The sequence below is a fragment of the Synechococcus sp. A15-62 genome (assembly GCF_014280075.1).
Lineage (GTDB): Bacteria > Cyanobacteriota > Cyanobacteriia > PCC-6307 > Cyanobiaceae > Parasynechococcus.
The window spans coordinates 1,533,883-1,555,881 of the sequence record NZ_CP047950.1 but is presented as its reverse complement, the minus strand read 5'-3'; the positions used below and the strand labels follow the sequence as shown (position 1 = coordinate 1,555,881).

The window sequence follows — 21,999 nt, the reverse complement described above, 5'->3', positions numbered from 1 at the left end:
CGATGCCAGTTTTTTCTCTCCCTTGTTCCAGCTGCGGAACACCCGTTGAGATCCCGGGTCGTTACGGCTTCAAGTTGAAAAATGCCGGCGTCACCAACACGCTGTGCACCCAATGTCGCCAGGGTGCATTTGTGGCCTCACGACGCGACAACATCTCTGGTCAGATCGCTCTCGGAACCAGGCCTGATCAGCGTCGCTTGATTCCTTTCACCGCCGCTGTTGCGGCCTTGGCCCTGTTGATCGGTGGGGTCGTCTGGCGTTCTGCCGTGCCGACGGCTCAGGAGGTTTTGCCGGCGAGTGAATCCCCCTCCAGATAGAGCGTCTGGCTCGGGAAGGCAAAGCTGATGCCTTCGCGGGCGAAGGCCTCCATGATTTCGAGGTTGATCGCTTGCTGCTCGTTCAGAGCGACGGTGAAATCGCGGGTGTCGATGTAGTAAACCAGTTCAAAGTTCAAACTTGAATCAGCGAATTCAGTGAAGTAGCAGCGGTTAAATGTGCTGTGCTCCTTGGAATCGATAATGGCTTGAATCATCGTCGGGATCGCCTTCATCTGTTCGACCGATGTGTCGTAGGTGACGCCAATCGAATAGATCATCCGGCGTTGCGCCATCGCGGCGAAATTAAGGATGGTGGAGCTTGTAAGGGTTGAGTTGCTCATCACCACTTGTTCGCCCCGCAGGCTGCGCAGAAGGGTGGAGCGAACACCGATGCGTTCCACCGTTGCTGAGGTGGATCCCACTGAGATGAATTGCCCAACGGTGAAAGGCTTGTCCAGCAGAATCATCAAATAGGCAAACAACTCCTGGGCCGGCTCTTTGAGTGCTAGGCCGATACCAATGCCACCGGCACTGAGTAATCCCCAGATAATGGTCATCTTGACCCCGAGGCTTTGCAGCAATACAAGGCTGCCAATGGCCCACACCAAGGCCTTGAGCAGTGGAAGAATGTTTGGAAGAAGCTGCTCAAGATCTTCATTGCCCGAACGACGGGTGAGGCCGTTCAGGAAACGTGAGCCCACACGGTTCACAAGCCTAATCAGCACAATTGTTCCAATAATTCTTAGAACAACGTCGTAGGCTTTTTCGGCATTGATGGGTAGGCCGAGTTCCTTTTCCGTGAGAATCAGGATGACAACAAATCCAAAGGGTATGACTGAATCTGCCAGGGCATTGAGTAAAAAATCATCGAAGCTGGTTTTGCTTCGTTTGGAAAGCCGAGGCAGAACGCTCCGCAATAGGAATGAAAGGAACAGAGTGACGGCGATGCCGATCAGCAGCTTCGCTAACAAATCAACAAGATCCATCGCTTACGCCTGCGTTCTTGCGTGATTGTCGATGGCATTCCTGAAGCTGGCAAGCAGATCGAATTCAACCGCGCTGAAACACCAGAGTCAGATTGTTGGCGGGCATGGAGACCACGTCGTCGGTTTTGAAGCCTGCCTTGGCGGCAACGGCTATCACCTGGTTCAGTTCTCTCAATCCCCACTGATCGTTGCGTTCCTTCAGGGATTGGTCGAAGGCAGCATTGCTTGCACTCGTGTGAGCCCCATTGCGCATGAACGGGCCGTAGATGATCAAGGGAGCGCCGTTGGGCAGCAGCTGGGCGGATTCTTTGAAGACGGCATCCGTGCAGCTGGCTGGACTGATGTGCAGCAGGTTGATGCAAACCACAGCCTTCAATGCCCCTCGGACCGTCTGGGGAAGGGGCCAGGGCTGCCTTTCAACATCAAGGTTGAGCGCTTCTGGCATCACCGGGCTCAGACCCTGGTGCTGGATCCAGGCGTTGATGCTGGCGCGATGGTCTGGATCCGGATCGCTGGCCTGCCAGAGCAGATGGGGGAAACGTTGCTGGAAGCAGACGGCATGCTCACCACTGCCGCTGGCCAGTTCCAGCACAGCTCCTGAGGCGGGCAAAAGCTGGCTCAGCAGGTCTCCGATCGGGCCGCGATTGCGTTCCGTGGCCGGGAAAAAAAGCCGTTGATCCATGGTCAGCTCGGGCAGGGGGCAGCGCTTTGCGTGCAGTGGCGGCGCAGTTCGGCCAGCCAGGCCTCCAGTGCTGCAAGGGCATCCGGTTGGAGGCTGTAGTAAATCCAGCGGCCGCTCTGCCGATCCGTCAGCAGCCCCGCCTCGCGAAGCACCCTGAGATGAAACGAGAGCTTCGACTGGGGGAGGTTGAGATCACCGGTGAGGTCACAGACGCAGCGTTCACCCTGCGCCAGTGCATGGATCACGTCGAGGCGGATCGGGTCGGCCAGTGCTTTCAGCAGCTGCCTCGACTGCTCACGATTGAGGGTGTTCTGGATCACAAGAGCAGTGTCCCCCGCTCTGCTTGGATCAACATAATTTGATGGATAAAGGGAGCTGGTATGAGGATTGGCATCAACGGCTTTGGACGGATTGGTCGCCTGGTGTTCCGAGCCCTCTGGGGCCGGCCTGGCATTGAACTGGTGCATGTCAATGATCCCGCCGGCGATGCAGCAACGGCGGCCCACCTGCTGGAGTTTGATTCCGTCCATGGTCGCTGGGATCGAGGAATCACCAGCAGCGCTGATGGATTCAGCGTGGAGGGATCCGCACTCACCTGGTCCAGCGAGAAAGACCCCACCGCAGTGCCGTGGAGCGATCGGGGCGTGGAGATGGTGCTTGAAGCCAGCGGCAAGATCAAAACGCCGGAGACCCTTAACCCCTATTTCGAGCAGGTGGGTTTGAAGCGTGTTGTGGTGGCCTGTCCCGTGAAGGGTGTCGTCGCCGGTGAGGACGCGCTCAACATCGTTTATGGGATCAATCACCACCTCTATGAGCCGGCGCGGCACAAGTTGGTGACGGCCGCCTCCTGCACCACCAATTGTCTGGCGCCGGTGGTGAAAGTGGTGCACGAAAGCTTCGGCATCGAACACGGCCTGATCACCACCATTCACGACATCACCAACACCCAGGTGCCGATCGATTCCTTCAAAACCGATCTGCGCCGGGCGCGCTCCGGGCTCACCTCCTTGATCCCCACCACCACCGGCTCGGCCAAGGCGATCGCGATGATCTTCCCCGAGTTGAAGGGCAAGCTCAACGGTCATGCCGTTCGTGTTCCTCTGCTGAATGGATCGCTGACCGATGCGGTGTTCGAGCTCAAGCAGAGCGTCACGGTGGAGCAGGTGAATGCTGCCTTCCATGCAGCTGCTGAAGGGCCGTTGAAGGGGATCCTGGGTTACGAGGAACGCCCGTTGGTGTCGTGCGATTACACCAACGACAACCGCAGCTCGATTGTCGATGCCCTCTCGACGATGGTGGTGGATGGCAACCAGCTGAAGGTGTTTGCCTGGTACGACAACGAATGGGGCTACAGCTGCCGCATGGCCGATCTCACCTGCCACGTGGTGGGGCTGGAGGCATGAAGCTTTCCCCTCTGCAGCAGTACGGCATCGTCACCGCCAACTACTGGGCCTTCACTCTCACCGACGGCGCCCTGCGGATGCTGGTGGTGTTCCATTTTCATCAGCTCGGCTACACCACCCTCGAGATCGCCTTCCTGTTTCTCTTTTATGAGTTGTTCGGGGTGGTCACCAATCTCTATGGCGGTTGGATCGGTGCCCGCTACGGGCTTCGGCTCACCCTCTGGGCGGGGACGCTGCTTCAGATTCTTGCGCTGCTGATGTTGATGCCCGTCGCCGCCAGTTGGCCGAAACTGTTGAGCGTGATCTACGTGATGGTCGCTCAGGCCATCAGCGGCATCGCCAAAGACCTCAACAAGATGAGTGCCAAGAGCGCCATTAAGACGGTGGTGCCGGAAACACCGGAGGACCAGCAGCAGGGGCAGCAGCAGCTGTTCAAGTGGGTGGCGATCCTCACGGGGTCCAAGAATGCCCTCAAGGGTGTGGGGTTCTTTCTCGGTGGGGTGCTGCTGACCGCCTTTGGCTTCAATGCTGCCGTGGGCTGGATGGCGGCAGGCCTCACCCTCGCCTTCCTGCTCACCTTGGTGCTGCCCGGGGAGATCGGAAAGATGAAGTCCAAGCCGGCCTTTTCGTCGCTGTTCTCCAAATCCCAGGGCATCAACGTGCTGTCTCTGGCGCGCTTCTTTTTGTTTGGTGCCCGGGATGTCTGGTTCGTGGTGGCCTTGCCGGTGTTTCTCGAGGCTTCTTTGGGCTGGAGTTTCTGGGAGATCGGCGGTTTTCTCGGTCTGTGGGTGATTTGCTACGGCATCGTCCAGGGATCAGCGCCTGGCCTGAGACGACTCTGGGGGCGGACCACGTCCCTGGGAGTGTCTGCGGTGCAGTTCTGGAGTGCTCTGCTCACCTCCATTCCCGCCCTGATCGCTGTGGCGCTGTGGCGCCAGGTGGATGTGTCGGTCGCCATCACCGCAGGCCTTGCCGCCTTTGGGGTGGTGTTCGCGATGAATTCATCGATCCACTCCTACATGGTGCTGGCTTACACCGATGCCGAGAGCGTCAGCCTCAACGTGGGCTTCTACTACATGGCCAATGCTGCAGGGCGCTTGGTAGGAACCTTGCTCTCGGGGGCGGTGTTCATGCTCGGCAAAACCGAAGCCGCTGGTATGCAGGCCTGTCTCTGGGCTTCATCCCTGCTGGTGGTGTTGTCCTGGCTCAGCAGCCTCAGGCTGCCGGCTGTGCGGAACGCCACTTGATCAAGGCATGGGCGATGCGCAGGGCGGGGTCAAACTCTGAATTTCTGCTGAATATCGCTGAGTTGGTAGGCATTCAGACACCCGCGAACAGGGATTTTCTGCTGAATGGATGCATTCGTATTTGAACTGATGCGTGACGAACCTGGCAGCCCCGATTGTCGTTTGGTCATTGACGCCAAACGATCCTTGGAGGATGTGCTGCGTTTGATCGCTGATCTGCCCCATACCGACCACATGCGCCGGCAGCTGCTTTCGGTGTACAACCAACTGGAGGGCATGCACGATCTCAAACGCAGTGGTGGCGCCAATGTGTCGTTTCGTTCGGCCGATTGGAGTTCCTCGGCGAAGTGATCCGGGTTGCACCGATAAGGTCAGATATCGCCTTCCGCTCTCCAAGGGATGTTTGAAAACGACCGACGTCCCGCCTGGCTCAACTGGGTCTTCCTTGGAATGTTCCTCTGGTCGTCGTGGCAGCTCTTTGGTTTCTGGTCCCAGCGACTCAGTGGTTGAGGGGCGTTAAACCAACACTCCGGTCAAGCGCAGCGTTCCCCACAGGTCGAAGACGCAGAAAATCAGCCCGATAACGATGATGTCCCAGGCTTTGTGGCGGATGGCCCAGGGGGCAAGGAACAACTCCGCAATCCCATGCAGCGCCGTTCCAATGGTGATGTGCTCCAGCACCAGCAGACCATGGGCCACCAGGAACAGTGCGCTGGCGATACACCGCATTAAGACTTGCCAGGAACCGAGCAAAGCCTGCTGAGCTGGATGGTCGATCACCTTAAAGCGTGCTGCTGTCTGGACTCAAGTCCGCTTCAGATCACATGCCCAGTACTTCTTGGAATGTGAATAACAAGATCGAATCGCTAAGTTGAAGTTCTCATCCCTTGGATGTCCCTGATGGGCCTTCAGAAAACGATTGGTGGTCAACTTAAAAAGCGCAAAGAGTTGCTTTACAACCTCGGAGCGATTTCGTCCTATGCCTCGATGCTCACATTCTTCTGGCATGGAGTGAGCATGTTGGTGGCCAAGGAGCATCCGAAGCACACCTTGGTTGTGTATGCCGCTTTGACATTTTTTACGATCGTGGTGATGGCTCCCTACAAGTGGGACAAAAAGTGGATGCGAATAAAAACCTCAATCGGGATGTTGATCTTTGGCTTGTCACTCTTGATCTATTTGTTCTGTTGGTTTGTGTATTGATTTGACGTGTATGGATTTCAGTCGCTTCAGCCTGGTCGAGCCCATCGGTCTGTCTGAGGGAGTCGGATCGATGGGTTGATCAGCCTCAAGAACCAATCTTTTATGGTGGAGTCGCTTGTTTAGTCATTGTAGGGATAGTTGTTGGGAACAAAGAATTGCTCGTTAAAAGGAGGCCGTTTGTAGCTTCCTTGCTTTGGGCGCTTGGCCATCTTGATGGGTGGCGGCGTCATGTCTTCATAGGGCACCTTGCTGAGAATGTGACGCAGGCAATTCAGGCGGGCGCGGCGCTTGTCATTGGCCTCCACGGTGAACCATGGAGCTTCCGGGATGTGCGTCTTGGCAAACATGGTGTCCTTCGCTTTCGAGTACTCCACCCAGCGGTTGCGTGACTCGATGTCCATCGGACTCATCTTCCAGCGACGCTCTTCGTTATCGATGCGTTCCTGGAAACGCTTCTCCTGTTCGTCATCGTTGATGGAGAACCAGTATTTGAGCAGCAGGATTCCGTCCTGCACCAGCATCTGCTCAAACTGTGGACATGACACATAAAACTGCTCCACCTGTTCGCGTGTCGCGAAGCCCATCACCTTTTCCACACCGGCGCGGTTGTACCAGCTCCGGTCAAAAATAACGATTTCTCCAGCACTTGGAAAATGCTCCACATAGCGCTGGAAGTACCACTGGCTTTTCTGATGTTCTGAAGGCGTGCCCAGGGCCACCACCCGACATCCCCTTGGGTTCAAGGGTTCCGTCAGCCGTTTGATCGATCCTCCCTTGCCTGCGGCGTCTCGCCCTTCAAACAGGATGATTATGCGAAAGCCGGTGGCTTTCACCCAGTACTGCATTTTGACCAGTTCTGTCTGGAGTTTGGCCAGCTCTTTTTCGTAGACCTTTTTATTCAGCCGTTTGTGCTTGTTGGAAAACCCCACTTGCAGTTCTACCATGATTTCCTGCGGCCGGTCGACATCGCCATCGCTGTAGTGATCGATGGCCTCGAGAACGGCTGTCATGTCGTGGTCGCTGGACTGGCTCATGCTTGAGGTGGATCGCCAGTTCAGTTCTTCCAGTGATGCCATCTGAGGGCAGGATCCAAACTGGGTTTTTACGGAATGTCTGGCTCTTTCGTCTCACTTAGTGGAAGGTTGATGATCACGGCAAAGCGGCCTGGATCGCCGTTCCCCTGGCGAAAACTGAGCCGTCCGGCATGGTTGCGAACCACATGGTTCACGATCGCCAGCCCCAGGCCGCAATGGCCTTGACGCCCTCGTGCTGAATCCAGGCGCTGAAAAGGTTGCAGGGCCCGTTCCCAGGCGTTGGTGGGTATTCCCTGCCCCTGGTCCCACACTTCAATGGCGACCTCAGCGCCTTGTTTGCGCAGCCGAACGACAACCGGTGCGGTGCCATGGCTGAAGGCGTTGTCGATCAGGTTGCTCACCGCGCGGCCGAGGGCAACCGGTCGAATCCGTAAATGGATCGGACTGAGCTCGAGCTCCAGTTGGTCCTTCGGGTGCCCTGCCACGGTTTCAGCCAGCCACTGATCCAACGGACAGGCAACGCACTCCTCCCGTTCACCGCCTCCGGCGTACAGCAGAAACTGGCCTGTAATGCGCTCCAAAGCCTCCAGATCGCTTTGGCAGCGGGTTCGTTCCTCGGCGTTCAGCTCCGGTATCGACAAACGAAACTGCAGCCGGGTTAGGGGTGCTCGCAGATCGTGGGCGATGCCAGCCAGCATCGTTGAGCGCTCTTTATCCCCCTCAGCCAGGCGGCGCACCATTGCGTTGAAGCGCCGGGAGATCCGGCGGACTTCTGCTGAACCTTCTTCGGGGACAGGATCGCGGTTGATGTCTTCACCCACCCGCGAGACCGCGTCCTCAAGCTTGCGAAGAGGACGGGCGACATCCACCAGCAGGTACAACACCCCGGTCATCACCACAGCGCCCACCAGGGCCAGCAGCAGCAGTGTTGGTGGCGGCGGCCAGGCGCGCGCCATGGGCAGGGGGGTGCGCAGCCAGACCGGTTCCAGCGGAGAGAACAGTTCAATCCACACCTCTGGTGTGCCTGCCCTGCTGGGGGCAGCCCGGAGCACACGGCAGTACGAGAGGCGAGAGCAGAGCACCTGCCTTAGCTCCTGGCGCCGCTGGGCTGAGGCCTGCGTTTCTCGACCTGGAGCTGCTGGTCGTTCGCTTACTTGAAGTTCCAGACCGGTCAGTTCGCTGATCAGTGCAGGGGGATAACGCTCCAGGGTCAATTCAGCGAGGCGGATGTTCAACGCCAGATCCCGCCCCAGTTGCAGCGTCTGAATTCGCTCCAGTTGCCGGCCGAACAGAGCCTGCAGCAGCAACAGGGCCAGCATCCAACAGGCCAGCAGGGTCGTTCCCCAGGCACCGAAGCGAGCCAGATCTCTACTCACTCCCCGTTGGCGAGGCATCTCAGCGGGATCTCGGCGTGCCATCTGGTACAAACACGTAGCCATAGCCCCAAACCGTCTGCACATAGCGCGGGCGGGTTGGATCCGGTTCCACCAGCTTGCGCACCCGCGACACCTGAACGTCCATGCTGCGGCTGTCGGTGTCGCTCCCCGGGCCTCGGGCCAGTTCAATCAGGCGTTCCCGCGAGAGGGGGCGATGGGGATGACGCACAAAGGCGGCCAGAAGGCTGAACTCACCGCTGGTGATCACTACCGGCTGGTTGTTCTGCAGCAAGGTGCGGGCGGAGAGATCCAGTTGGTTGTCGCCAAAGCGGATGCATTCCCCACCTTCCACCGGTGTTCCCGCCGGCATGGCATTGCGCCGCCTGAGCACGGCTTCTATTCGGGCCGTCAGTTCCCTGGGCAGGAACGGTTTGGCCAGGTAGTCATCGGCACCCTGTTCGAGGCCGATGATCCGATCAACCCCATCGGCGCGCGCGGTCAGCATCACCACGGGCAGATCATCACCGGCATCCCGAAGCCTCCGCAGTGCCGTCAATCCGTCGTCGCCGGGAAGCATCAAATCAAGGACCACCAGATCTGGGCGTTGGCATTCCAGACGTGCCTCGAATTGCTTCACATCGCAGAGGCTGCGCACGTCGTAGCCCTGGTCGATCAAGTAAGTGCCGACCATCTTTCTCAGCTCCGGGTCGTCGTCCACCACCCAGATCATGGTGTCCCTGGCCATGCCCATCTGCGGATGGGCTGATGGTATTGAGCGGATTGGCCTCTGTCCCTGCTCGGTAGGACCCAGTCACAGCTCAGTAATCGCTGGTCATGCATCAGTCATCGTCAGAGCTGCTCAGGCTCCATAGGCTGGTGGCATGACTGCGCCAAACGCCCTCCGTGTGCTCGGCCCGTTGGCTTTGGTGCTGAGCCCCATGGCGTTGCAGGCCGCCCCGGGCGACAAGACCATGCGTGTTTACAGCACCAGGATGGAAACCCTGTTCATCCGTTTGGACGTCAACAGAGACGGTCGATTGGATGCATCGGAAGTGAAGGGTCGACGTGCCCTGAGGCGGGTGCTCAAACGCCAGAACAATCGCACCTATCTCCTCCTGAAGGATTTGCGTCTACAGGACTCATCCCCGAGCGGCCCGCGCCTGAAGCGGCATTTCAAGAAAGCCGACCGTGATCGGAACCGTCGCCTGGATCGAAAGGAAGCGAAGCGCATCCCCTGGATCAGTCGCAACTTTAAGGTCTTGGATGGTGATCGAGATGGAACCGTGACCCTGCAGGAGTTGTGGAACCATCAGCGCTCCCTGGCGCCGCGTTAGCGGCGGCCCTTGGCGGGAGGAGCGATCACCAGTCGGATAATGCGAATCAACCTCCAGAGCGCACCAAGCAGGAGGATGCCCGCCAGGACCGCGATGGCCGTGATCAGCACAATGGCGGCGAGCCCAAGCATGGCTTCCAGCAGTTGCTGAACACCACCGATCAGATCATCGATGGCCTTGCTCAGCAGCAGCATGATGTCGACCTGCTGCGGCAACTGGTGCAGAAGCACAGCGATGCCAGCGACAGCAGCCAGCATCAGAACGACGACTGTCAGTTGGCGAAGGACGGCGCCATAGGGGAAGCGGCGGCGGGGGCGGAAGACCCGTCGTTGGTCGAGTTTGCTGTTACGGCGCGCCTTCCTCATGGCATCGGTGTGATCAGAGTGCCGTCACTCCGGCGATTCTGAAGCGTGTTTCCTGCACGTCAACGGTCGGCCTGCGTTTCAGGTTTGTCCACCGGTGCTGCTGCCGGCGATGTCTCCTTGGTCTCCGGAGGCAGAGGAACAAGCCATGCCGTGGCGATGGTGCATGCCAGGGCGACCCCGGCCAGAAGGGGTGGTCCGAGGCGTTTCTGCAGAGGAACGCGATCGACGATCTCTTGACGCTTCAAAGGGCGGTCCTCGGGGAACGTCCAGGTGAGCTTGACGCGGTTGTCGAGCCGCAAGCGATCGAGGCAACGCACCAGATCGGCCAGTTCGGCGTCATCGAGCCTGAGCTGCAACGGCTCAACGCCTTCTCGGCTGCTGCGCAGTTCCAGCCGATGGTTGGTCTGATCCGGGGCGATGCTCACAAACCCGCTCTCCTGGCCAAAACGGCGCCGCACACCGGACAAGCGATGTCTGGCATAGGGCATCACCGCTGCCATCAGCGCCTCGAGGTGATCACGGTTTCCTTCCAGTTCCGGTGCTCCGATCAACTGCAGCCGCCAGGACGACAGGATGCCGATTGCTTCATTGGAATGGCCTGCGGAGAGGTCGGGAAAGCCTTCCACCACCAGCCGTGCTGCGGTCTGTTCGTATTGGTAGGTCGTTTTCAACATGGTCGGCCTAGGGCGTTGGGTCGAGCAGGGTTGCGCGGAGTCGATCGATTCCTCCCGGGCCTGCGCAGAACGCCAGGGTGCTGATCAGCTGACGGTGCAGAGGGCCTGCCGGCTCCATGGTCAGGAGGCGAACAACGGCTTCCCGGCGCTGATTCATGCGCTCTTCGATGAGGTCGCGCAGGCGCTCATGGAACAACTGCCAACGCTGTTGGGTGAGCTGTTCCGGTTCGCGGCTCGAGAGGAGTTGGTGGAGCATGGGGTAGAGCCGATCTGCCATGGCACACACCAGGCAGATCAGTGATTCGGCGTCCACCGGGTTGAGCTGGTCCCGCCGGGTGGTGCGCCGGAGGGGGTTATGACAGCGTCGCTTCCAGAGTTCAACTCGGTTGGGGAATTGCGCCTGAAGGCCCATCTGCTGGCTGGTCCAGACCATCGCCTCCCCACCGTTGAGATCCAAAGCCTCGATGGTCAGCAGCAAGAGGTCGAGGCGCTCGACGCCCCGCCGGCTGAGGCGCGCGCCGTCGGTGGGTGCGCTGGGGGCTGGAGCTTCAGTCATGGCTGCGATGATGCCAGGGGCACCGCCATTGCGTCACCTGGATTTGGATCTTCAGTCGCACATTCGCTCAATTCCAGACTTTCCCAAGCCTGGAATTCTGTTTCGAGACATCAATCCGCTCCTGCGGTCGCCCGAGGCCATGGCCGAGGTGATCAGCCAGTTGGGCCGGATTTGCGACCAGGTGAAGCCTGATCTGATCGTGGGGATTGAATCCCGGGGGTTCATTTTCGGGGCACCCTTGGCCAGCGACCGACGGCTTGGCTTTGTGCCTGTGCGGAAGCCCGGAAAGCTCCCCGGTGAGGTGGTCGGTCTGGATTACGCCCTGGAGTACGGCACCGATCGGCTGGAGATTCAAGCTGATGCCCTTGAACATTCTCCCCGGGTCCTGGTGGTGGACGACTTGCTCGCCACCGGTGGAACGGCTGCAGCGACGGGACAGCTGGTGGAGCAGGCCGGTGGTTGTTTGGTGGGCTTCGCCTTTGTGATCGAGCTGGAGGGGCTTGGAGGTCGTCAGGCGTTGCCCGCGGGCCAACCCGTGGAAGCGTTGTTGCGCTACGGCTGATTGTTCTGCCAGTCGAAGACCTCTTCTAACTGCTGCAAACTCAACAACCCGAAGCTCCACAGCACGATTGGGAGAGGGGCTTGTTCCAGTTCAGCCTGGCGTTGCCCCAGGTCCAGGGCGCTGGGACTCAACCCCAAACGGAGCTGAAGGAACTGCAGCAGCGCGTCCGTCGCTGGGGGTTGTCGCTGGCTGGACATGACCATGGTCGCGACCCACGCTTGGCTCAGTTTGGCAACGCCCGCCAGAGCTGCATGGGGCCGTCACTCATGGCCCGCAAGCTCAGTTGACGCAACCCAGAGAACCGTTTCAGCAGCAGCAGAGCCAGGCGCCTTAGGGGAAGCAACAGCGGTTGGCGGTTTGAGAACACCCGCACCAGGAGATCCGTCGCCACACCCACCTGGAGCACATCGAGCCAGCGGCTCATCCCGTAGTGCCGAGCGATTGTTGCGGCGCTGCCGCCCCGCTCCACGGCGCGCAGCAAGCCTTCCACATCACGCCAGCAGAGATTGAGCCCCTGGCCTCCAACGGGATGGCAGCGGTGGCCTGCCTCACCGATGAGCACGCCCCTTCCGCGATGGAAGCGGTGAGCCAACAGCCATTGTTGCGGGAACGCTCGGGGTTGATCGAGCAGGCGATCCGGCTCAATCCCCTCCGGCAGAACAGCGGCCAGCTGATCGAGAAACGCACTGTGCTGCAGCTCGCTGCGCTGCTGGCAACGCTGCCAGGGTGCACTCCACACCACCTGGAAGGTTCCCTTCCCCAAGGGCAAAACGGCGAAAGGACCTTCCGGACGAAACAACTCGCAGGCCCTGTCGTGGGGGAGTCCCCGCAGGGCAACTTTGGCGGTGAGACACCCCTGGCGATAGCGGATGCCCCAGTGACGGATGCCCCAGGCCTCTCGTGTGGGGGAGCGCGGTCCATCAGCCGCCACGATCAGGGCATCAGCGCCTGGATCAGGGCATGGTTCGGCCAGGTGCATGGCGACGTTGCCATTGGCCTCCAGGCGGGACAGCAGCAGCTCCATCAAGGGCAGGTGATCGAGGATCCAGCCAATGCCGTCATGGTTCCGATTGGCTGATGCCAGGTCGTCCTGGCCGAAGAGAACGCGGGCGTTGGTGGCCCCGTCCCGCAAATCCAGGTCACGGAAGGGCACCAAGGCATCGCATAGGTCGTCCCACAACCCGAGATTTAATAACAACCTGCGGCTGGAGTGAGTGATGGCATACGCCCGGCTTCTGGCTCGAAGTTCTGATCCAGTCAGCGGGTCAAACAGGACCACTCGCTGACCTTGGAGGCCGAGGGCAAGAGCTGTAAGGGCGCCGGTGGGACCAGCGCCTAAGACATGAATCTCTGGAGGGGATGGAGCCATCCAAAGAGTCTGGCCATCCATCCCAATCCAGCGCGAGGCAATCAGCCCAGGCCCAGGAGCCCGTGAACGAAGGATTCGCCGCCCAGGGCCAGCTCGGTGGCGAGCAGAGCAATGAACCCGAGCATGGCCATGCGGCCGTTCAGTTTTTCGGCGCGGTCGTGGAAGCCCCAGCCCTGCGTTGCTTCAACCACTTCCATGCGGGGTTCTGTGGCAAAGGCGTTGAGGCGGCCGCCGTCTTCCATGGTGACCTGTGCACCGCGCACGACAGGAGTGGAAGGTGAGGACTGGGACATCGGTGCCACCGGTTGAATTGCTAAGAAGTGTAAACCAGGTTTAAGAAATATTCAGCGGTGACTTTTCACCAACGGCTGTTCAACGGCGACTGCTCAGGCGGAGTTGGCAAAGCTCCTCAAAGGCGGGGCGGAGCAAGAAGGGGTACTCGCCAACCCACATCCTCATGCCCGGCAGCCAGGCATCGCTGAGGGCTCCGATCTTTGAGAAGTCCTTGCGCTCACTGAGCACTAGGCAGCGGATCAGGCTGCCGCGGCGGATCGACTGGTGCTTTTTCTCCATCGGAAAGGCCACCCGGCCGAGATACCCCTCCTCGTCTTCGAGTTCGAGCAGCATCCAGGTGCGTCGGTTCTCCACGAGTTCCAGTCGCCCGCGGCTGTCGGCCTGCTCATGGCGGTTTTCCACCCGCTCTCGCGTGATCACATCCGCCACCTCGCCCTCAAACAGGGCAGCCGCGGGATAGCGCCGCAAGGTGGCGTTGCGTTGGCCGGCCTGAACGATCGGGCCCCAAAGCACATAGAGGAAGAACACAACGCTGATCACCAGCCAGACGGGACCCCAGCGGCTGCCCAGCTGCGCCTGGTTGTAGATCAGGAACGTGATCACCCCGCCGATGGCGGCGATCATCAGGCGCTGCAGCACCTCCTGAGGGTTGCCGAGGGCAACGCGGAACTGGGTGCCGGTAGCAACAGCAGGGATCAGCCGTTGCAGTTCGCCGGGGCGGAGCGGAATAAGCATGGTGTCGCCTTCAGATCAGGCGCTCAAGGCCATACACAAGGCTGCCGAGGCTGCCCACTTTGCGCACCGTGAGCAGCACGCCGGGCATGTAAGCGGAACGATCAATGGTGTCGTGACGCAGGGTGTAGGTCTCCCCGGGGGCACCGAACATCACCTCTTGGTGAGCCACCAGGCCCGGCAGCCGAATGGAGTGCAGCCGCAGGCCACTGTCCCGCTGTCCGCCGCGGCAGCCCGCCAGGGATTCGTGCTCGTCCACTTCCTCGGGATTGAAGCTCTTTCCCAGCTCCTCCATCAGCTCAGCGGTTTTGATGCAGGTGCCGCTGGGGGCATCCGCCTTGCGGTTGTGGTGCAGTTCCGTCAGTTCCGCGTGGTCGTAGAAGCGCGCCGCAGCGGCTGCGGCTTGCTGCAAGAGCACCATGCCCACAGAGAAATTGGGGATTACGGCCCCACCCACGGACGCTTTGGCCGAGAACTCGGTGAGGTCGTTGAGTTGTTCAGGAGAGAGCCCTGTGGTTCCGATCACGGGGTGAACGCCGTAGGCGATCGCCGCACGGGTGTGCTCATAAACAACGGAGGGGTGGGTGAAATCCACTAACACAGCTCCGCTGCCGCTGTCCCGCACCGATTGGCTCACAGCGCAGAGACAGCCTTCGAAATCAGCCGTCACGACCACCTCCAGTTCGCCCAGGCCCAGCTCCAGGCCCACGTCTGCCCCCTCTTTGCCGGGGGTGTTGTCGATGGCGCCAACCAGGCTGCAGTCTTCGGCTCCCACCACAGCCTTGATTACCTCGGCGCCCATGCGCCCCAGGGCACCGGCAACAACGACGGGAATCGGAGCGGACATGAAAGCGCAGCAGACGCTTCAAAGCCTATGGGTCAGCTCGTGTAACGGCCGATCAGAAATCTTCGCGCCCTGAGGGCCAGTCGCCGTAAGGTTCTTCACATTGCTCAAAGCGCGCTGATGTTCACACAGGTCCGCTCCGCCGATCGCCGCGTTGCTCCTGTGGAGGGCCAGAACCACAAGTCCGTCATGAAAGCGGTTTATGTGGTGCTGGAGCCCCAATACCAAAACGCCCTCACCCAGGCCGCAACGGCTCTCAATGCTTCCGGTGGCGATCTTGGGATCGAGCTGAGCGGCTATCTGATTGAAGAACTCCGCGACGACGACAACTACGCCGGTTTCTGTGCCGATGTGGCTGAGGCTGATGTCTTCGTCGCCTCCTTGATCTTCATTGAAGATCTGGCGCAGAAGGTTGTGGACGCCGTTGCCCCGCACCGCGACCGACTCAAAGCGGCTGTGGTCTTCCCGTCCATGCCCGAAGTGATGCGGCTGAACAAGCTGGGCAGCTTCTCGATGGCCCAGCTCGGTCAGAGCAAGAGCGCCATCGCAGGCTTCATGAAGAAGCGGAAGGAAGCCGGAGGTGCTGGCTTCCAGGACGCGATGCTCAAGCTGCTGAACACGCTCCCCACCGTTCTCAAGTATCTGCCGGTTGAGAAGGCTCAGGATGCCCGCAGCTTCATGCTCAGCTTCCAGTACTGGCTGGGCGGTACCCCCGACAACCTGCGCAACTTCCTGTTGATGCTGGCGGACAAGTATGTCTTCCCAGCTGCAGAAGGAGAGGAACGTCCAGCCATGGAGGTGGCTGAGCCTGAAGTGTTCCCCGACCTCGGCATCTGGCATCCCCTGGCTCCCTCGATGTTCGAGGACCTCAAGGAATATCTGAACTGGACGTCTAGCCGCACAGACTTGTCTGAGGAGGCCCGCAAAGGGCCGGTGATCGGTTTGGTGCTGCAGCGCAGCCACATCGTCACTGGTGACGATGCCCATTACGTGGCCACCATCCAGGAGCTGGAGTTCCGCGGCGCCCGTGTGATTCCGATCTTCTGCGGCGGTCTCGACTTCTCCAAGCCGGTCAATGCCTTCTTCTACGACCCCCTGAATCCTGAGCACCCGCTGGTGGACGGCATCGTCTCCCTCACCGGTTTTGCGCTGGTTGGAGGCCCTGCCCGTCAGGACCACCCCAAGGCGATTGAGTCGCTGAAGAAGCTCAACCGCCCTTACATGGTGGCGCTCCCCCTCGTCTTCCAGACCACCCAGGAGTGGGAACAGAGCGACCTTGGCCTGCATCCGGTGCAGGTGGCTCTACAGATCGCCATTCCGGAACTGGATGGCGCCATCGAGCCCATCGTTCTCTCGGGCCGTGACGATGCCACCGGCAAGGCGCACACCCTTCAAGATCGGGTTGATGCCATTGCTGAGCGGGCCATCCGCTGGTCATCGCTGCGGATCAAGCCCCGCACCGAAAAGAAGCTGGCGATCACCGTGTTCAGCTTCCCTCCCGACAAGGGCAATGTCGGCACCGCGGCTTACCTCGACGTTTTCGGCTCCATCCATCGGGTGATGCAGGAGATGAAGGCGAAGGGCTACGACGTACAAGACTTGCCCTCCACGCCTCGAGAACTGTTGGAGGCCGTCATCAATGACGCCGATGCGATGCAGGGTTCTCCGGAGCTGTCCATCGCCCATCGGATGAGCGTCGAGGAGTACGAGCGTCTGACGCCTTACTCCGAACGCCTGGAAGAGAACTGGGGCAAGCCCCCCGGCAACCTCAACAGCGATGGCCAGAACCTGCTGGTTTTTGGTCGCCACTTCGGCAACGTCTTCGTTGGCGTTCAGCCCACCTTCGGCTACGAGGGTGATCCGATGCGCCTGCTCTATTCCCGCAGCGCCAGCCCTCACCACGGCTTCGCCGCTTACTACACCTATCTGCAGAAGATCTGGAAGGCTGATGCGGTGCTGCACTTCGGCACCCACGGCTCGCTCGAATTCATGCCCGGCAAGCAGATGGGCATGAGCGAAACCTGCTACCCCGATTCATTGATCGGTGCGCTGCCTAACCTTTACTACTACGCCGCCAATAACCCCTCCGAGGCCACCATCGCCAAGCGGCGTGGTTACGCCTCCACCATCAGCTACCTCACCCCTCCGGCTGAAAACGCCGGTCTTTACAAGGGTCTGAAGGAACTCGGTGAGCTGGTGGGCTCTTACCAGCAGCTGCGTGAGGGTGGCCGCGGGATTCAGATCGTCAACACGATCATTGAGACGGCACGTCAGTGCAACCTTGATAAGGACGTCGACCTTCCTGAGGAGGACGCCTCGACCCTTGAACTGGAGGGACGCGATGCCCTGGTGGGTGCCGTCTACCGGCAGTTGATGGAGATCGAAAGCCGTCTCCTTCCATGTGGCCTGCACACCATTGGCAAGCCTCCCACCGCTGAGGAAGCCGTTGCCACCTTGGTGAACATCGCTGCTCTCGAACGCGAGGAGGATGGTCTTCGCTCACTCCCCGGCCTGCTGGCTGAGGCGATGGGCCGCTCGATCGAAGACATCTATAAAGGCAATGACGAGGGTGTACTCGCCGATGTTGAGCTGAACCGCACGATCACGGAGACATCCCGCGCTGCCATTGGCGCCATGGTTCGCACGCTTACCGGTCGTGATGGTCGGGTCAGCCTGCGCAACAGCTTCGGTTGGTTCTACGACCTGCTTGCCAAGTTCGGCTTCAAACTTCCCTCCCCGTGGCTGAGGGCCTGCTGCAGTGCTGGCTTCGTGCAGATCGATTCCACCGAGCTCGACAAGCTCTTTGCCTATCTGCGCTTCTGCCTCGAGCAGGTGTGTGCCGACATGGAGATGGAGAGTCTGTTGAAGGCTCTCGATGGTGAATACATCCTTCCGGGCCCTGGTGGTGATCCGATCCGGAATCCTGGTGTGTTGCCCAGCGGCAAGAACATCCACGCCCTCGACCCGCAGGCGATTCCCACCCGTGCCGCGGTGGCTGCAGCAAAAAGTGTTGTCGACAAGTTGATTGAGCGTCAGCGCGAGGAGCAGGGCACCTGGCCAGAAACCATCGCCTGCGTTCTCTGGGGAACCGACAACATCAAGACCTACGGCGAGTCCCTGGCTCAGATCCTCTGGTTCGTTGGCGTGAAGCCGATGCCGGACTCCGTGGGTCGGGTGAACAAGCTTGAGCTGATTCCCCTTGAAGAACTCGGCCGCCCCCGCGTTGACGTGGTGGTGAACTGCTCAGGTGTGTTCCGCGATCTGTTCATCAACCAGATGGCGCTGATCGATCAGGCCGTGAAGATGGCTGCCGAGGCCGACGAGCCTCTGGAGCAGAATTTCGTTCGTAAGCACGCCCTCGAGCAGGCGGAGAAAGAGGGCACGAGCCTGCGGGATGCGGCGTGCCGGGTGTTCTCCAACGCCAGCGGCAGCTACAGCTCCAACGTGAACCTCGCGGTGGAGAACAGCACCTGGGAGGAAGAAGGGGAACTGCAGGAGATGTACCTCTCCCGCAAGACCTTCGCCTTCAATGCCGACAACCCTGGTGAGATGAACCAGAAGCGTGAGGTGTTCGAGAACGTGATGAAGACGGCGGATGTCACCTTCCAGAACCTCGATTCGGCTGAGATCTCCCTCACCGATGTGAGCCACTACTTCGACTCCGACCCCACCAAGTTGATCGCTGGCCTGCGTGATGACGGCAAAGCTCCCACCAGCTACATCGCTGACACCACCACGGCCAACGCTCAGGTGCGTTCGCTGAGTGAAACGATCCGCCTGGATTCACGCACCAAGTTGCTTAATCCCAAGTGGTACGAAGGCATGCTCGACTCCGGCTACGAGGGTGTGCGAGAGGTGGCCAAGCGCCTCAACTTCACTCTTGGTTGGAGTGCCACCAGTGGTGCCGTTGATAACTTCGTGTACGAAGAAGCCAACGAGACCTTCATCAATGACCCCGAGATGCGCAAGCGTCTGTTGGAACTCAATCCCAACAGCTTCCGCCAGATCGTGGGCACCCTGCTCGAGGTGCATGGTCGTGGATACTGGGAGACCTCAGACGAAAACATTGAGCAGCTGCAGGAGCTGTATCAGGAGGTTGAGGATCGGATTGAGGGTGTTGTCACCGACTGATCTCCGATCAACTGATGAATACCGACGCCAGAGCTCCTTACGGGCTCTGGCTTTTTTATTGGCGATGAATGAGTTGCAATTGCAATTCAGGGTTGCAATACGTTGAACTCTGCATGCCTTGCAGTTTGGCTGATCTCTGCTGTTTTGAAATCAACGCCAGCCCACTGTTGATAGATGCTTAATTTGCGTTTTTTCCCTAATCCAAAGGGTTGAAGTTCGTCAGGTTGATCATTGAAACAACGGATTGACTCCGGTGCGTTGTTGAGACTGCCAAGCAGTGTGTGTACGCGTTTGAGTGACCGAAGGTTGTAAAGGTGCCAATTGCTGTGATCGCCCCAATGGGTGGCTGAATGCTCTTTGTCTGTACGTTCTGTCTTGTAGAGATGAAACAGCAGCAGGCGATTCGGGGCGTAGATGTTGAAACCAGACGTCCACAGTCGTGCCGACATGGCAACCTCTTCCCCATGGAAATAGAGATCGGGGTCGTACGGCACTTCGCGCACGATTGATCCTGGACCGAATAGGAAGCCTCCGGCGATAAACGCCCCAGGGATCGGTCGCTCAGGTTGTTCTTCTGGAAGTTGAAATCGGCTGATGCCTCGCAGCTTAAGGATGCCGTTGGCATCGAAACCGGCAGCTGCCATCACAGGCAGAGTTGATGTCTGCAAACAGCACGGTTGTTGAAAGCCGTTGGGGTAAACACTGAGAACGGCACGTGCATCGCTGCATTCCTTCCAGGTCTTCAGAAGCAGGTCATCCCAGTGCTCCACAGCCCGCATGTGACTGTCGATCTGCAGCAGAAAGTCTTCCCCGCCGTAAACATCTTGAGCCTGGCGTCGGGCCCAGCAGGCTCCGCGGCTTTCAGTTGCATCGAACCGGATGCTCGTGAGGTGTGGATGATCCGGAAATGCGCTTGTTCCCAAGTGCGGCGGATCATCAGCAGCCAGTTGCAGGCAGATGCCGAAATGCAGGCGCTCTGGCTGGGCCGCCCGCTCAATCAGGTTGTGCAGTGTGGCCGGGAGATCGGGATCCCGGTAAGCCGCGATCTGAACAAAGATCGTCGAGCTCACCAGAGTGCAGCCGCCATGCGCAGCGTCTGACTGATGGGGCCCACATCGTGCACCCGCAGCACGGCAGCACCCGCCTGGGCGCAGCGGCAGGCCACGGCAGCAGTTCCCCAGAGCCGCGCCTTCGGGCGTGGCTCATCGAGCACGGCACCGATGAAGCGTTTGCGTGAAGGACCGATCAGCACTGGTCGTGGCCCTGCTGTCAGTTGTTCCAGATCCCTCAGCAGCTGCAGGTTCTGCTCATGGGTCTTGGCGAAGCCGAGACCGGGATCCCAGATGATTTGGCTCTCATCAACGCCGGCTTGAAGCGCGGCTTCACTGCGCTCCAGCAACGCCTCTTTCACATCTGCCACGACATCGGCATAGGTCGTGAGCTGATCCATGGTTCGGCTGTCACCGCGGCTGTGCATCAGCACCACTGGACAGCCCACATCGGCGACCACCCGCAGCAGATCCGGATCCCGCCGGCCACCGCTCACATCATTGATCCAGTTCGCACCTGCGTCCAGTGCCTTGGCGGCCACCGGCGCTAGAAACGTGTCGATGGAGATCAGCGCCTCTGGGCAGTGCTGCCGGATGCTCTTCAGTGCAGGTAGGAGCCGCCGCAACTCCTCTTCGGCGCCCACCTCCTCTGCTCCGGGTCGGGTGCTTTGCGCCCCAAGATCCAACACGTCCGCACCACGGTTCAGCTGCCGCTGAGCTTCAGCAAGGGCCCGTTCGCTCGCTAGAAATCTCCCTCCATCACTGAAGGAATCCGGGGTGACGTTGATCACCCCCATCACGGCTGTGCGTTGGCGCCAACCCTGAGGCCAGCCGCCTGAATCAAGCCGCTTGGTAGTTGGCAATCCTTCCAAAGCTTTCAGGCTCCAAAGAAGCACCCCCCACCAGCACCCCGTCGATATCGCTCATGCCCATCAACTCATCAATGTTGCTGGGTTTAACGGAGCCGCCGTACTGAATCACCAGATCGGGTGAGCCCACCCAACTCCGAATCAGACCGCAGATGCGGTTCGCTTCCTCAGCTGCACAGGTTTTGCCAGTGCCGATCGCCCAGATCGGTTCGTAGGCCACCACCAATTTCTCGGCATCGAGACCCTCCAGGCCCTGCTCGATCTGGCGGCGGATCACCCGTTCAGCTTCGCCCCGCTCTCGCTGCTCATCGCTTTCGCCAACGCAAACGATCGGAATCAGACCGTTGGACTGGGATGACCTGGCCCGGTGGTTGATCTGCTCGTCGCTTTCACTGAAATATTTCCGTGGTTCGCTGTGGCCCACGATCGTGTGGGTCACCCCGTGCTCCTTGAGCATGGCTGGAGAGATCTCCCCGGTGAAGGCTCCCTGGCCTTCCCAGTGCACGTTCTGGCTCGACAGGCAGAGGCGGGAGTTCTGGCTGAGTTCCGCCATGGTCGACAGCGCCGTGAAGGGCGGTGCCAGCACCAGGTCGCGGTCGTCCGGGGTGTCAGCAATCAATGGCAGGAAGGCTTCCATGAACTCCCGCGACTGGGCACAGGTCATGTGCATCTTCCAGTTGCCAGCGATCACCGGTCTGCGCACGCCTTGCTTCCCCATGGAATGTGGCAGCCAACTTACGGCCCGGTCGCGTTTTCATCCCCAACAACGGACTCCTCACCAGCAAGCACAACCCGATCTCCCGGGGAAAGCTGACGTCCCCGCCGGGTTTCAACGCTTCCATTCACCTCCACTTCACCCATCTGGATGCGTTGCTTCGCTTCACCGCCGGTAGAGACCCATCCCTTCCATTTCAGGAACTGATCCAGCTTCATTGGAGAGAGTTCTGAGCTCACCATTGATACTGTGCCGCG

27 protein-coding genes are annotated in these 21,999 nt (G+C 59.8%); 8 read left to right on the top strand and 19 right to left on the bottom strand.

Annotation, left to right across the window (positions count from 1 at the left end; genetic code table 11):
• Positions 1–2 precede the first annotated feature (2 nt).
• Positions 3–317: a Tat pathway signal protein gene (locus SynA1562_RS08930; RefSeq protein ID WP_186493585.1), complete on the top strand. Its 315-nt coding sequence runs from the start codon at positions 3–5 to the stop codon at positions 315–317.
• Here the strand turns inward: SynA1562_RS08930 and SynA1562_RS08925 are convergent.
• The 3 genes from SynA1562_RS08925 to SynA1562_RS08915 form a co-directional block, all read right to left on the bottom strand.
• Positions 278–1,303 (bottom strand): mechanosensitive ion channel family protein, encoded by a 1,026-nt coding sequence (locus tag SynA1562_RS08925; RefSeq protein WP_186493584.1) that lies wholly within the window; start codon positions 1,301–1,303, stop codon positions 278–280. The genes SynA1562_RS08930 and SynA1562_RS08925 overlap by 40 nt on opposite strands.
• 64 nt (positions 1,304–1,367) lie before the next feature.
• On the bottom strand, positions 1,368–1,985 hold the full coding sequence (locus SynA1562_RS08920; RefSeq protein WP_186493583.1) for a DUF938 domain-containing protein: 618 nt from the start codon (positions 1,983–1,985) through the stop codon (positions 1,368–1,370).
• 2 nt (positions 1,986–1,987) lie between these two features.
• Entirely contained in the window at positions 1,988–2,305 is a 318-nt protein-coding gene (locus SynA1562_RS08915) for a metalloregulator ArsR/SmtB family transcription factor (RefSeq protein ID WP_186493582.1), read from the bottom strand.
• Positions 2,306–2,365: 60 nt separating this feature from the next.
• Here SynA1562_RS08915 and SynA1562_RS08910 point away from each other — a divergent pair, with 60 nt between their 5' ends.
• The 3 genes from SynA1562_RS08910 to SynA1562_RS08900 all read left to right on the top strand — a co-directional run bounded on the left by SynA1562_RS08910 (position 2,366) and on the right by SynA1562_RS08900 (position 4,986).
• Positions 2,366–3,388 (top strand): ArsJ-associated glyceraldehyde-3-phosphate dehydrogenase, encoded by a 1,023-nt coding sequence (locus SynA1562_RS08910; RefSeq protein WP_186493581.1) that lies wholly within the window; start codon positions 2,366–2,368, stop codon positions 3,386–3,388.
• Entirely contained in the window at positions 3,385–4,635 is a 1,251-nt protein-coding gene (gene arsJ / locus SynA1562_RS08905; protein WP_186493580.1) for an organoarsenical effux MFS transporter ArsJ, read from the top strand. Before SynA1562_RS08910 ends, arsJ begins: the two co-directional genes overlap by 4 nt.
• A gap of 129 nt (positions 4,636–4,764) precedes the next feature.
• Positions 4,765–4,986, top strand: a complete 222-nt coding sequence (locus SynA1562_RS08900) for a hypothetical protein (RefSeq protein ID WP_041435027.1) — start codon at positions 4,765–4,767, stop codon at positions 4,984–4,986.
• Positions 4,987–5,151: 165 nt separating this feature from the next.
• Here SynA1562_RS08900 and SynA1562_RS08895 read toward each other — a convergent pair whose 3' ends face one another.
• Positions 5,152–5,364: a hypothetical protein gene (locus tag SynA1562_RS08895; protein ID WP_011364797.1), complete on the bottom strand. Its 213-nt coding sequence runs from the start codon at positions 5,362–5,364 to the stop codon at positions 5,152–5,154.
• Positions 5,365–5,526: 162 nt separating this feature from the next.
• Between SynA1562_RS08895 and SynA1562_RS08890 the strand changes: the two genes are divergently transcribed.
• On the top strand, positions 5,527–5,838 hold the full coding sequence (locus SynA1562_RS08890; protein ID WP_186493579.1) for a hypothetical protein: 312 nt from the start codon (positions 5,527–5,529) through the stop codon (positions 5,836–5,838).
• Between the two features lie 119 nt (positions 5,839–5,957).
• Here the strand turns inward: SynA1562_RS08890 and ppk2 are convergent, their stop codons facing one another.
• From ppk2 to SynA1562_RS08875, 3 genes are all read right to left on the bottom strand, one after another.
• The gene (ppk2, locus tag SynA1562_RS08885; protein WP_255445783.1) at positions 5,958–6,782 is read right to left on the bottom strand and encodes a polyphosphate kinase 2; all 825 of its coding nucleotides are present in this window, start codon (positions 6,780–6,782) and stop codon (positions 5,958–5,960) included.
• A 158-nt stretch (positions 6,783–6,940) separates the two neighbouring features.
• Positions 6,941–8,266, bottom strand: a complete 1,326-nt coding sequence (locus tag SynA1562_RS08880) for an ATP-binding protein (protein ID WP_186495379.1) — start codon at positions 8,264–8,266, stop codon at positions 6,941–6,943.
• Position 8,267: 1 nt separating this feature from the next.
• Positions 8,268–8,993: a response regulator gene (locus SynA1562_RS08875; RefSeq protein WP_186493578.1), complete on the bottom strand. Its 726-nt coding sequence runs from the start codon at positions 8,991–8,993 to the stop codon at positions 8,268–8,270.
• A 136-nt stretch (positions 8,994–9,129) separates the two neighbouring features.
• On the opposite strand from SynA1562_RS08875, the gene SynA1562_RS08870 reads away from it, so the two are divergent.
• Positions 9,130–9,582 (top strand): EF-hand domain-containing protein, encoded by a 453-nt coding sequence (locus tag SynA1562_RS08870; RefSeq protein WP_186493577.1) that lies wholly within the window; start codon positions 9,130–9,132, stop codon positions 9,580–9,582.
• On the opposite strand, the gene SynA1562_RS08865 is transcribed toward SynA1562_RS08870, so the two are convergent.
• The 3 genes from SynA1562_RS08865 to SynA1562_RS08855 are packed head-to-tail and all read right to left on the bottom strand — an operon-like array spanning position 9,579 to position 11,177.
• Positions 9,579–9,947, bottom strand: coding sequence for a hypothetical protein (locus tag SynA1562_RS08865; RefSeq protein ID WP_186493576.1), 369 nt, complete (start codon positions 9,945–9,947; stop codon positions 9,579–9,581). The two genes, SynA1562_RS08870 and SynA1562_RS08865, sit on opposite strands and share 4 nt — an antisense overlap.
• A 59-nt stretch (positions 9,948–10,006) precedes the next feature.
• Complete coding sequence (locus tag SynA1562_RS08860; protein ID WP_186493575.1) at positions 10,007–10,621, bottom strand: DUF4335 domain-containing protein; 615 nt, start codon at positions 10,619–10,621, stop codon at positions 10,007–10,009.
• A gap of 7 nt (positions 10,622–10,628) precedes the next feature.
• On the bottom strand, positions 10,629–11,177 hold the full coding sequence (locus tag SynA1562_RS08855) for a DUF3038 domain-containing protein (protein WP_186493574.1): 549 nt from the start codon (positions 11,175–11,177) through the stop codon (positions 10,629–10,631).
• Between the two features lie 7 nt (positions 11,178–11,184).
• Here SynA1562_RS08855 and SynA1562_RS08850 point away from each other — a divergent pair, with 7 nt between their 5' ends.
• Positions 11,185–11,739, top strand: a complete 555-nt coding sequence (locus SynA1562_RS08850) for an adenine phosphoribosyltransferase (RefSeq protein WP_186495378.1) — start codon at positions 11,185–11,187, stop codon at positions 11,737–11,739.
• Here the strand turns inward: SynA1562_RS08850 and SynA1562_RS08845 are convergent.
• The 5 genes from SynA1562_RS08845 to dapB all read right to left on the bottom strand — a co-directional run bounded on the left by SynA1562_RS08845 (position 11,730) and on the right by dapB (position 14,981).
• The gene (locus SynA1562_RS08845) at positions 11,730–11,942 is read right to left on the bottom strand and encodes a DUF2949 domain-containing protein (protein WP_011364787.1); all 213 of its coding nucleotides are present in this window, start codon (positions 11,940–11,942) and stop codon (positions 11,730–11,732) included. The two genes, SynA1562_RS08850 and SynA1562_RS08845, sit on opposite strands and share 10 nt — an antisense overlap.
• Before the next feature lie 20 nt (positions 11,943–11,962).
• On the bottom strand, positions 11,963–13,108 hold the full coding sequence (locus SynA1562_RS08840) for an FAD-dependent monooxygenase (protein ID WP_186493573.1): 1,146 nt from the start codon (positions 13,106–13,108) through the stop codon (positions 11,963–11,965).
• A 41-nt stretch (positions 13,109–13,149) separates the two neighbouring features.
• Positions 13,150–13,401, bottom strand: a complete 252-nt coding sequence (locus tag SynA1562_RS08835) for a high light inducible protein (protein WP_186493572.1) — start codon at positions 13,399–13,401, stop codon at positions 13,150–13,152.
• Positions 13,402–13,480: 79 nt separating this feature from the next.
• Positions 13,481–14,137, bottom strand: a complete 657-nt coding sequence (locus SynA1562_RS08830) for a hypothetical protein (RefSeq protein WP_186493571.1) — start codon at positions 14,135–14,137, stop codon at positions 13,481–13,483.
• A gap of 10 nt (positions 14,138–14,147) precedes the next feature.
• Entirely contained in the window at positions 14,148–14,981 is an 834-nt protein-coding gene (gene dapB / locus SynA1562_RS08825) for a 4-hydroxy-tetrahydrodipicolinate reductase (protein ID WP_186493570.1), read from the bottom strand.
• Positions 14,982–15,098: 117 nt separating this feature from the next.
• Between dapB and SynA1562_RS08820 the strand changes: the two genes are divergently transcribed.
• Positions 15,099–19,109, top strand: a complete 4,011-nt coding sequence (locus SynA1562_RS08820) for a magnesium chelatase subunit H (protein WP_186493569.1) — start codon at positions 15,099–15,101, stop codon at positions 19,107–19,109.
• A gap of 86 nt (positions 19,110–19,195) precedes the next feature.
• Here the strand turns inward: SynA1562_RS08820 and SynA1562_RS08815 are convergent, their stop codons facing one another.
• From SynA1562_RS08815 to SynA1562_RS08800, 4 genes are read right to left on the bottom strand one after another with little or no spacing between them, the layout of a single operon-like run.
• Positions 19,196–20,179 carry a GlcNAc-transferase family protein gene (locus SynA1562_RS08815; protein ID WP_186493568.1) on the bottom strand — a complete coding sequence of 328 codons (984 nt, stop codon included), beginning with the start codon at positions 20,177–20,179 and terminating at the stop codon, positions 19,196–19,198.
• Positions 20,176–21,021, bottom strand: coding sequence for a dihydropteroate synthase (gene folP, locus SynA1562_RS08810; protein ID WP_255445619.1), 846 nt, complete (start codon positions 21,019–21,021; stop codon positions 20,176–20,178). Before folP ends, SynA1562_RS08815 begins: the two co-directional genes overlap by 4 nt.
• On the bottom strand, positions 20,999–21,730 hold the full coding sequence (gene tpiA / locus SynA1562_RS08805; RefSeq protein WP_186495377.1) for a triose-phosphate isomerase: 732 nt from the start codon (positions 21,728–21,730) through the stop codon (positions 20,999–21,001). The genes folP and tpiA overlap by 23 nt, the downstream gene beginning before the upstream one ends.
• A 32-nt stretch (positions 21,731–21,762) precedes the next feature.
• Positions 21,763–21,960, bottom strand: coding sequence for an RNA-binding S4 domain-containing protein (locus SynA1562_RS08800; RefSeq protein ID WP_041435023.1), 198 nt, complete (start codon positions 21,958–21,960; stop codon positions 21,763–21,765).
• Positions 21,961–21,999: the final 39 nt, after the last annotated feature.